Source organism: Flavobacterium myungsuense (assembly GCF_042677265.1).
Classification (GTDB): Bacteria; Bacteroidota; Bacteroidia; order Flavobacteriales; family Flavobacteriaceae; genus Flavobacterium; species Flavobacterium myungsuense.
Map to the genome: position 1 here is coordinate 1 of NZ_JBHTIZ010000022.1, position 12,402 is coordinate 12,402.

Below are 12,402 nucleotides of genomic sequence, written 5' to 3' on the forward strand. Positions count from 1 at the left end.
TAAGAAGGTGCTGTACCTCCATTAGTTGGTGTAGCGGTAAATGTTACACTTGTTCCAGGACAAATTGTAGTAGCACTTGCTCCAACGCTTACACTTGCTGGTAAGTTTGGATTTACAACAGTAGTAATCGTATTGGATGTGGCTGGTGAACCTGAAGTACAAGTAGCTGTGGATGTCATCACCACTGAAACCGAATCATTATTGACTAATGCTGTTGTAGTATATGAAAGACTATTGGTTCCTACATTCGCACCATTCAATTTCCATTGATAGCTTGGTGTTCCTCCATTGGTTGGCGTAGCGGTAAATGTTACACTCGCTCCTGAACAAATTGAATTATCAGCATCATTAGACACAATACTTACACTTGCTGGTAAATTTGGATTTACAACAGTAGTAATCGTATTAGAAGTGGCTGGTGAACCAGAAGCACAACTTGCATTAGATGTCATTATCACATTAATTTGATCATTATTTGTTAATGCAACTGTAGTATAGGTAGCACTATTGGTTCCTACATTAATACCATTCAATCTCCATAAATAAATAGGCGAACTTCCTCCATTAGTTGGAGTAGCAGTAAAGCTTACACTGGATCCTGAACAAATAGAATTATCGGCATCACTAGAAGATATGCTTACACTCGCAACTACATTTGGATTTACCAATGTAGTAATACTATTTGAAGTTACTGGAGAACCAGTCAAACAAGGTGTAGCATTAGATGTCATTACTACTGTAACTACATCATTATTGGCTAATGTTGTTGTAGTAAATGTAGCACTGTTAGTTCCAATAGTAGTACCATTCAATCTCCATTGATAAGATGGCAAGGTGCCACCATTGGTTGGAGTAGCAGTAAAAGTAACACTAGTTCCAGGACAAATTGCATTGTCTGCATCGCTAGAGGCAACGCTTACACTTGCAGGTAAATTAGGATTTACAGTCGTAGTAATCGTATTGGATGTCGCTGGTGAACCAGTAGCACAAGTAGCTGTAGATGTCAACAAAACTGAAACAGCTGCGTTATTCACCAAATCTGATGTAGTATAGGTAGCACTGTTGGTTCCAACATTAGTACCATTTAATCTCCATTGGTAACTTGGTGTTCCTCCGTTAACTGGAGTAGCGTTAAAAGAAACACTAGTACCCGCACAAATTGTATTATCAGCATCATTAGATACTATACTTACACTCGCTGGTAAGTTTGGATTAACAGTCAGAGTAACCGGATTAGACGTAGCCGTTGGGGTACAGGTACCGCTTATTACCACATCATAGCTTCCAGCATTTGCTGCTAAAGGATTTGTTAAAGTTAAGGTTGCTGTTCCTTGACCACTAATTACTCCTCCATTAGTAAGTGCTACACCTGCTCTTCTCCATGAATAGGTTAATCCAGCTCCTGTAGCAGTAACACTTATCGTTCTTATACCATTTCCTGAACATACTGCAGCAGGAGCTGTTGGCTGAACCGTTATAGCTGGAGCCGTATTGACTGTTGTTGCAATTGCACTAGAAATATTACTACACCCTATGGCATCAGTAGTTTCTACATAGTAATTGTTAACTCCTGCTGGTGGTGTCATGCTAATAGCCACGTTACGATTGTTTGTTCCTGAATACGTAATGGTTTCATTCGCTTCTGGCCCTACAAGTGTAGACGTATATACCCCTGGATTTGTAATGGTAAGCGTCCAGTTGTCTAATCTTCCTGTAGTGCTGCCATCCACATCAAAAACCTTTATAGACCAAGTTCCATTGATTGTTGCACCATTTAAAGCTAAGGAACCAATATTGGCTGTACTATAACTTCCACTATTATTACCATTCTGAGTATTTGTCGCAGGTTCTGTTGAAATACCTCCTTCAGGAGCATATGTATTTGTAAAAGGTGCTGAATTATTTCCTGACGAACCTATTTTGTTTGTTGCACTCGTACTAATAATGGTATTGGTGTAATTATCACCATTTCCCCCATTATTTGCAGTCAACAACATTCCTCTTGTTCCAGAAGGGTCAACAAGATACACATCTAACTCCTGAACATTAGTATGAGTAATACTAAATTGAACAGAAATTACAGAAGCACTACTTACTGTAGCTGAAGTGGCATCTGTAAGATCAATTGTTGATTCACCAAATTGTGAAACTGAATTACTACTATTAGTTGGAATATTTACTCGTCTAGTATTTACACCTGTATACACCTTGTTAGGACTACCTCCCGATACCGTTGCTGTAATAGCAACAGGAGTTCCGCTACATACTGTTGCAGTAGCAGGAGTTACAGAAAGTGAAGGTGCTGGCGATGAAATTACTGTAAATGTTCCGTTAACATAGGTAATCGTATAATTACTTAAACCCGTTCCCGTTGCTGCAGAAGGAACTATGTCATAGGTTCCTGCTACTGTTGCTGTAGATGATGCAGTACTCGATAAAGATACTGTAGTAACATCATCAGCATTTTTTAATCCCGCTGTCAAAAATTCATCTCCAAAAAACACAACATTAGCTCCGAAACATTTCGATTGATCTTGAGCAGTTACCGTTAATGCCGCTGTAGTTACTGTTGTAGTACCGCCTACATAGGTAATCGTATAATTAGAAGCGTTAAACGTACCTCCTATGGCCGCTGAAGGCACAACAGCACTAGCATAAGTCCCAACTATACTAATTGCAGAGGCCCCAGAGCCATAGTTTAAAGTAACAGTACCTACTGTTTCACTGCCTACTAACCCGCTAGTTGTAAATAAAGTTGAACCTGTTTCTGGAGTAGTTAATACTTCACCATACACTTTACTAACAGGATTAGCAGTTATCGTTAATGCTTTAGTTGCTACAACTCCTGAAAAAGCTACATAAGTAATTGAATAATTACTTGCTATAAAACCTCCTGATCCAGTTGCCAATGATGGCGTTACTGTATATGCGGCTCCAGCTGCTGTAGTAGCAGATAAACCGTTTGCATTTGGTGTAAGCGTAACGCTAGTTAATGCTTGTCCTGAAGGCAATGTACCGGTAACCGTAAAATTAGACGTACTAGTACCAGTAGTTAAAGCTGTACCATAAATTTTCGCAGGACCAGTAGCAGTTACAGTTATAGCTAATGGCGTTACTGTTAGAGTCCCAGTATTGTACGTAATCGTATAATTATTTATTGAAAAAGTTCCTCCTGTTGCGGCACTTGGAGTAATTATTGACGTACTTCCTACTGCATCCGTTGCCGCTAATGCTCCTACTCCATGAGTTAAAGTTACACTACCTATAGTTTCTCCATTTTTTAAAGAACCACTTGTAATCGTATAGGCAGTTGAACCTGATATAGGTGTAGTTATTACAGTGCCATACGTTTTATTGGCATTTGATGCTGTTAGTGTCAATGTAGCTTTATTAATAGTAAAAGCTGTTTCTGCAGAAGTAACGGAATTGTACACACCGTCAATACTAGCTGCAACTGCAACTTTTACAGTATAACTACCTGCAACTGTTGGCAAAGTAGCACTTGGTCCATAAACTGTACTTCCTGATCCAGAATAACTATAGGTATAAGTGCTTCCTGTTCCAGAATTAGTAGCTGTATTAGGTCCTTGAGGTAAACCCGTATAGGTATAACTTGCAATAGTAACTGATAGTGTTGGCGTAATTTTATTATTGATGGCAATGGTTCCATTCGCTCCAACAAAACTGTAATTGGCAGCACTAAGTCCAGTAACATTTGGAGTAATGGTTACTCCTGCAGTGCCTAATGCTGTGGTTGTAGTATATGTTGTAGTATATGTTGCAGCGCCACTAATAACAGAAGCTGTTTCTCCGTTTACAAAACCAGTCGCCGTATAGGTTCCTGCTCCTGTTACTGAAGCCACAGCAACACCAAAAGAAACTGCCTGATTGTTTGCTGTAATTGTTAATACCGCTTTACCAATAGTAAAGGCAGTTGGAACCGAACTTGCTGCAGAATAATTCCCATCAGCTGCTACGGTAGCTGTTACCGAATAACTTCCTACTGCTGTTGGAGGAGTTGCGCTTGCGTTATATGCAGTACCCGACACTCCTACATAACTGTAGGTGTAGGTCGCTCCTGTTCCTGTATTTGTAGCCGAATTTGGTCCTTGTGGCACACCCGTATAGATATAACTTCCTATTATTGGAGTTACAATTGGTGTGGCATTACCTATGGTAATAGTACCATTTGCAATAGTACCAAAACTATAATTGGTAGCTGTCAATCCAGAAACGTTTGGAGTAATCGTTACACCCGATGTACCTGCATTGGTAGTTGCAGTATAAGTAGTGGTATATGTGACTGTTCCGCTGATTACAGCAGCCGTTTCACCATTTACAAAACCAGAAGCGGTATAAGTACCAGCGCCTATTACTGTTGCTACTGCCGTTTTAAAACTTACAGATTGATTATTTGCTGTTATCGTTAAAGGTGCTTTAGTAATAGTTAAAGTAACTGCTGTTCTAGTAGTGCTCGTACAACCTAGTGAATTAGCTCTTGCAGCTGCATAAAAAGTATATGTTCCTACATTAACTGCTGTTGGAATATAGGTAGTGCTTCCTGATACTAATGGACTACCACCTGTAGCATCTTGATACCAATCGATAGTTTGATTGGCTTGAGGCGTGGCAGAAATACTTGTTGTATTGGCAATACCTGTATAGGTTTTTGTATTGTTAATAGCCGTTGGTGCCGTCGGATTCGCAGTGATAACAAAATCAGTAGCGGTACGACATCCTGGTAAGGATGAACATTCGGCAAAAAATGTTGTCGTTCCTGGCGTATTGGTATTTGCTAAAGGAGAACCTGCAACACCAACTGGATTAAAAGATGAACCAGAACCTATAGCAGAACCACCTGATGATGCTGTAAACCAATTAAGAGTTCCTGGTAAACCATATATAACTTCAATAGTTATAGCATCAACCTCTCCAGAATAAGGGATAGGTATAAATGGATTGGTAGCGCTTAATGCAGACAAGGCAACTCCAAAATTAGCATTGTTGATGTCAGCAGCGGTCCAAGTAGTACCCCACAAATCGTTTACGCTTCCATACGTAAAATCTTGTGCTGTTTGAGGCCAGTCTTGGCCAGCGTTTGCATTATTGTCTCCAACTACTGTTCCAGCTTTAACTAACCTTACTTCATTATCTCTAAAACGAGTAAACCCAATAAAATTAGTCGCATATTTTTGTATAACTACCGTAATTCCTTGAATAATTGCATTCGTAGGAATGGCAAACGAATGATTAGCAGACATTAGATAATTACTTACTTGTGAGGAATTAGAAAGCGTCACGCTAGCATAAGCACCATTATTGGTCATAGCGTTTGAAGGATTACTCCAAGCAACATTTCCGATACTACTAGTATTAACTACTGCGCCTGGATTTTTTACACCACCTAAAATAGATGCTGAAATACAAGAGACAGATGATGTCAATGCACCACTACCTCCTGGACAAATAGACGCACCAGTTGTAGCAGGTGAGCTCATTACCGTTAATGTTCCTGAAACATAATTGATAGCATAATTACCTAATCCTGTTCCTGTGGCATTTGAGGCAGCAATTGTATACGTTCCCAAGGCTGCTGACGAGGTAGCGCCGGTGCTTGTAAGGGTAACGCCACTAATTGTAAGCCCACTTTCTTGCGAACTGGTAGTAAACTCATTCCCAGCAAAAGTGAGGGTAGATCCCAAACATTTATTTCTATTATTGGCATAAATGGTTATCCCTTTTGAAGTTATGTTGGCTGACAAACCGGTAGGCTGTGTTACTGAATAATTACCTGCATTAGCTCCTGTAAGACTGAATCCGCTAGCAGTAACGGCAATTCCTGTTCCTACATTTGCAGAAGCAAAAGTACCGGTAGCATTGGAGCTGTTTAAAGAAACCGCATCTGAGGATATCACACCCGATAAAGAGGCTAGATCTGAATTTAAAGTAGCAACGGTTGTACCGTCATATACTTTGTTAGTTGCAAATACACCGCTAATGGTTAGGTTTTTAGGCGTAATTTCCATTGAACCCGATACTCCATTCAAGGTATAATTTGAAGCTGCTGAACCACCCAATACAAAAGCATTTCCTGATGGTATAACCGCTTTAAAGGAAGCAATGGCAGCCGACCATTGAGAGGAAGTACTTACTGTTCCTCCCGTAGAATAGGTTCCTGCTGTGTTTACTATTCTTTCTAAAGCATAGGTTTCAGCATTATTACTGGATGTTCCATTTGTTGTAGCTACATTAGCAACAGTTGTAAACGAATTAGTTATTGAATTAAGTGTAAAAGTGCTATTTACCAACCCTACACCCGCTATTAACAGCTCATTCGCTTGAGTAGTGGTGATAGTATTTGTAGTCGCGGTTGCACTATTTCCAGTGGAATTATTAACAACATCTAATGGATTTAATGCTAAAATCCCACTGTATTCCATAACCACAAGAGAAGTTCTAGTGCTAACTTGGTTTAAAGTTACCGTAACAGAAGCACCTACTGTAGTTCTCGCCGGAGCAAACCATATCTCTGTGGTAGTACCATTTGTATTTACCCCTTGTGTGGCTCGAGTCCATGTTGCTCCTGTTTGTGTAATACTCGAAACCGTATTTGCTGCATTATTTCTTGTAGTAATTACAGCTATTAACGTATTCCCATTGGTTGGAGTAGCACTAAAGGTTGCTATACAACTTGTTGCAGGATTTCCTCCCGTATTTGCTGTAGCAAACTGAACTCTTGCCGGTAATGAAGCAACACTAATGCTATGGGTACCAACATCTTCTAGTGAAATAGATCCGCTTCCAGATAAAGTTAAATTAGCTCCATCTAAATTATTGGTTATAGTCAAATCTGTTGCAGCTGCAACATCAGTATTATCATACACTCTCGTTCCAGATAAAGTTACAGGTCTAGGGCTAATCGTAGACGTTAAACCTGTAGGCTGTGTTAAGGTATAATTCCCTGAATTGGCGCCTCCAATACTAAATCCGCTAGTCGTTACAGCTATTCCGGCTCCTGCGTTTTCAGAAGCAAAAGTTCCTGAAGCACTTGCTGAATTTAAAGTCACAACATCGGGGCTTAATACTCCAACTAAAGTAGCTGAAGCGGTATTTAATGAAGCGGTAGTGGTATTATCGTATATTTTGTTACTAACCGTTACTCCTGTAATGGTTAGCGCTATTGAATTGATTGTAAATGCAGTAGGTGAAGAAGTTGCAGCTGCGAAATTTCCATTAGCAGCAACACTTACTGTTACCGTGTAGCTTCCTACATTAATTGGACGAGTAGCGCTTGGACCATAAACCGTAGGGTTCACTCCAGCATAACTGAAGGTATAAGAAGTTCCTGTTCCAGTATTCGTGGCAGCATTAGGTCCTTGAACTGTTCTTGTGTAGGTATAGGTACCAATTGTTGGTGTTATTGTCGGTGTGGCTAGTCCGATTGTAAATGCTGTTGCTGTTGAACTCGCTGCTCCAAAGTTACCATTTGCAGCTACAGTTGCTGTTACCGTATAGGTCCCCACATTAGTTGGACGAGTGGCACTCGCTGTATAAGTAGTTCCACCTGTACCCACATAACTGTAAGTATAACTAGTTCCCGTTCCAGTATTTGTTGCTTCATTAGGTCCTTGAGGAGATCCTGAAAAGGTATAGGTACCAACAGTTACAGTAACAGTAGGCGTTGCTACTCCAATTGTAAATGCTGTTGCTGTTGAACTTGCTGAACCAAAGTTACCATTAGCAGCTACAGTTGCTGTTACCGTGTATGAACCCACATTAGTTGGACGGATGGCACTCGCTGTATAGGTAGTCCCACCTGTACCCACATAACTGTAAGTATAGCTTGTTCCTGTCCCAGTATTGGTAGCGGCATTTGGTCCTTGAGGGGATCCAGAAAAGGTGTAGGTACCAACAGTTACGGTAACTGTAGGTGTTGCTACTCCAATGGTAAATGCTGTTGCTGATGAACTCGCTGATAGATAATTTCTATTAGCTGCAACAGTTGCTGTTACCGTATAGGTTCCTGCATTGGTTGGTGCTGTGGCACTAGCTGCATAAGTTGTTCCTCCTGTACCTTCATAACTGTAAGTATAACTTGTTGCCGTTCCGGTATTCGTTGCAGTATTCGGTCCTTGTGCTGATCCTGAAAAAGTATAGCTACCAATTGTCGGAGTAACTGTTGGGGTTGTTCTTGTATCATTAGAAAAAGTGAGTATACCTGTTGAAGTAAAATAAATATCATCCTTGAATGTAGCTGACGATGAACCAGAGCCCCAAGTACCGTTTTGAGTCCCTAAAACATCTAATGTTAAAGAAGCAACGGTTTCACTTGATGATAGATTAGCTACAGCTCCAGATGAGATGGACAAATTATTTGTATTAGCCCCTAGTGCAGATGCGTTACCTACAGTTAAAGTCCCTGATTGAATAAGGATATTTCCAGTATAAGTATTGGCACCGGATAAAGACCATGTCCCTGAAGTCACTTTTCGTATAGCACTAACTGCACTACCCGAACCACTGATGACTCCACTGATTGATCCTCCGGTCGAAGCACCTCCCAAAGTAAGCTGACGACCTGCTAAGGCTACAGTACCAGAAATCGTTAGATTATTTAATTGATTTCTTACAGTAGCATCAGCCGCCAAAGTTATGGCTCCGCCCCAGCTATTGTTACCGCTTACATTATCAAATGCTGCATTACCATCAACGCCTCCACCTGCTAGTGACAAAGCCTCAGCTCCTACTGTTATTGCTCCCTGCAATTGCAATGTAGCACCGCTGGCTACTGTAACTCCTCCCGCAGTTGTTCCCGTTCCTTGAGCATTCTGAATATTCAGAGTACCAGCGTTTACGTTTGTTGCTCCTGTAAAGGTATTAGTTCCTGAAAGCACCCATGTTCCTGTTCCATTTTTGGTAACAGTTCCTGTAGTGGTATTGATTACACCACTTTGAGTAGCATTTCCTGTCCCAGTTAAAATAAGATTAAAAGTATTTCCTGTAATTCCTCCAGATAAAGTCAATGCACCAGTACCAGAGGCATTGATTGTTGCTCCACTTCCTGTTAAGGTTATTGCTCTACTAGAAGTATTTCCTGATCCACTATACGCAAGTGTACCTGAAGCTCCTATTGAAATTGCAGCAGTCCCTGCACCAGTTCCTAGAGAACTAGTGGTACTAGCATTAGCAATAGTATTAGCCAACAAAGTTCCTGCACTAACAGTAACAGCTCCAGTATAGGTATTCAAACCACTTAAAAATAAAGTACCAGCTCCAGCCTTTGTAATACCAAAAGCAGTACCACTGATGACACTACTAATAGTTAAATCATTTGCTGATGTACCATCATCAGCTACTGTAAAGGTTCTAGTAGCACTCAAAGCAACTGGACAAGAGATAACAGCACCTGCTGTACCTCCTGTATTGTCTGTTACTGTTACATTACCACCTAAAGTTAATGTAGATGACCCTGAAACAATTGCACCTGTTACCGCACAACCACCTTCTAATGAAAGTGCATTTGCCGTTACAGCATGTGCCAATTCAAATTCATCGGCAGAATTAACTGTAAGTGAAGTAATAGTCAAAGCACGACCAGTCGTCGTTTTACCGGTCGAAATAATAAGATTATTAAAAGTCGTAAAAATAGTTGCTGGCAACGTATTGGTTGCTGCAAGCTCTACTGTTCCTGTTCCAGACGTAAAAGTATTTGTTCCTGCATTTCCTAATGCAAGTGAATTACAAATCAATTTACCGCCTGCCGCCATTACAATGGCACCACGCCGATTATTATCACCAGAATTACCCAAAGTAACTGCTCCCGAAACTGTAAGTTGTGAGGAAACTGCGAAAGTTAGAGTAGCTACAGCGTTGCTTGTTCCCATAGAAATAGACTTACACACAGCATTTGCGACATTCACAGTAATATTGTGATTATCTTGAATAACTACATTATCATTGGATGTAATTGTTGCAGTTGTAGCGGTACCATTAACTGTAGTTGACCAAACAGCAGCATTCCAACCACCAGTAAGTCGTGAATAGTAAGTAGTTTGAGCAAAAGAACTTTCTACAAAAAATAAGGTTAGTGCCAAGAAGACGACATGTACTATTTTTTTATTTGAAAAAATTGTTTTCATAATAATAATTTTTGGTTTAAATAATTTATTGTATAGTTTTGGGTTTGTTTTAATAAAATATTTTCGTTGCAAATTTAATTTGCGAATTAATAATTGAATTATTTATAGGATGAAAGGCTTATAAAATTGATAAAATGCATTTTCTTTAAAATTTTATGATTTTCATCGAGAATACTTTTCTTTGTAATGCATTTTAAAATAGACGAATCGATGAAATGCACTGCACTGTTTAGCCTTTGTTGTAAACAATCTATTTTTTTAATTAAATAGCCTTTAGAATCAAATTGGAGCCATTTTAATTCCTGTTTTTTTTCGTACTGATTCGTGCTGATTCCAAAGATAACTCCGGATACAACTAATGTTGCATCCAGAGTATACCTTTCTTCCATCTGTTTAAAAACTTCTCTGTCACTTGTAAAATTTAACCTGAACATGCTTGGGGCAAAAAGGGATTTATTTGTTGACGAAGTTTGTGCTGAAATACCACTTATAAAAAACAAGGATATTGCAAAATTTAATACAGTTTGATTTTTAGAATTAGTTAATATTTTTTTCATGCTATTCCATTTAAATAAACATTCAGTTTATAACAAATAGTATTCACTATTTTATTTAACATGACAAACATAATTTTATTATTTGGGAAAAAAAAATAAAAACAAGATTAAGTGTATTTTTTTACCGATTAAATACACTTTTAATCATTTTTAATGGTAAAAAACTTACAAATTTAAAATAAAATTACTTAAGAAATATAATGAGATGCAATAAAAAAAGCCTCTCAAATTTGAAAGGCTTAGCAATGGCTTAAATCTATTTTTTAATTAAGCAATGGTATTGTTGTAATTAGTTGCTTTTTTTAAGAAAGTTTTAATTTACAAACGATTTGGAGCAATTCCGAAGTGAATTATTTGTTTTTTTGTACAAGTTGAAAAATCATTAGATTGATTGTTCGAAAGAATTCGTTTTGTTCTCATAAACCAAGAACAAAGCTTGTAATAGTAATAGTCTATTAGTCTCAGATTTGGAGCCCGTAATTGAGATTGAAGCTGGGAGCTAGAGGCTTAAAGCCTGTAAAAATAGGTTCCTTTTTTTATTATTTCACAGAAAGTGCAAATATAGGTATAGAAACATTAAACTTCCAACTCCTAACTTCCATCTTATTTTAATTTATCATTATTCTTATGACGGTCTTTATCGCGCACTGATTTTAAATCCATTTTCTTGTCGAAAGCGGCTTGCAAATCGATTCCGGTTTGGTTGGCGAGACATAAGACAACAAAAACGACATCGGCTAATTCTTCTCCTAAGTCTTTGTTTTTATCTGATTCTTTTTCCGATTGTTCTCCGTAACGTCGGGCAATAATGCGGGCTACTTCGCCTACTTCTTCAGTAAGTTGCGCCATATTAGTTAGTTCGTTAAAGTAGCGCACACCGTGTTCTTTTATCCAAGTGTCGACTTCTAGTTGGGAGGATTTTAGGTTCATAGTTTTTTTGTATATTAACCCTGTCAGGGTTTTGAACCCTGACAGGGTGGATTATAAAAATTAATGTCAGAGTGTGGAACCCTGACAGGGTGGGTTGAAAAAATTAATACTCAATTATTAAATTATTTATTTCGTTTAAATCTTGTTGTTGATTATGATAGAAAAGAAAATTTTCTAAACCTCCAAATAGCTCAACTACATCCTTCCTTTTTAATTTAGATGGTTTATCCGAGAGTACCGTTTCATAAGATGACCATGGGTACAAACTCATTTGCGTAACAAAACCGTGATGTACTGGATTGTTATGTATGTAAAAAATTAATTGTTGAAAATACTTTTCAGAGGAAACCAATTTTCTTTCAAAAGTGGTTTCAAATAAACTTCCTGTTCTATTATGGCGTTTATTTACTGCTTGTGTATAAGCATTGAACAAATGCGAGAACTGCCTTGATGGATCAACTGTTTTAGGTTTTTCAGTTGTTGAATAACTCAATTCTTCATTGTTTATTTCTGATTTTTCTTTGATTCTTACCAAAAGATGAAAATGATTTTTCAACAAACACCAAGCAAAGGTTTCGGCAACAGGCTCTATATATTTAGCATACAACCGAAGAAAATGATAGTAATTTTCGTTTTCTAAGAATACATCAATTCCGTTATTACCTCGATTGTAAATGTGGTAATAATTTCCGTGAAGTATGGGTTGTTTTTGTTCCATTTTATTATATAATTTATTAACCCTAACAGGGTTCAAAACCCTGTTAGGGTTAGAGTTA

At 38.5% G+C, this 12,402-nt stretch carries 4 protein-coding genes; all 4 read right to left on the minus strand.

The annotated features are described in order from the left end of the window. A partial coding sequence (locus ACFQ0S_RS07940) for a YDG domain-containing protein (protein ID WP_379819077.1) occupies positions 1-10,139 on the minus strand: 10,139 nt, incomplete at its 3' end. A gap of 98 nt (positions 10,140-10,237) precedes the next feature. Continuing rightward, complete coding sequence (locus ACFQ0S_RS07945) at positions 10,238-10,696, minus strand: hypothetical protein (protein ID WP_379758879.1); 459 nt, start codon at positions 10,694-10,696, stop codon at positions 10,238-10,240. A gap of 603 nt (positions 10,697-11,299) precedes the next feature. Beyond that, entirely contained in the window at positions 11,300-11,626 is a 327-nt protein-coding gene (locus ACFQ0S_RS07950; protein ID WP_379758881.1) for a nucleotide pyrophosphohydrolase, read from the minus strand. 103 nt (positions 11,627-11,729) lie between these two features. Next, the gene (locus ACFQ0S_RS07955; protein ID WP_379758884.1) at positions 11,730-12,344 is read right to left on the minus strand and encodes a transposase; all 615 of its coding nucleotides are present in this window, start codon (positions 12,342-12,344) and stop codon (positions 11,730-11,732) included. Positions 12,345-12,402 lie beyond the last annotated feature (58 nt).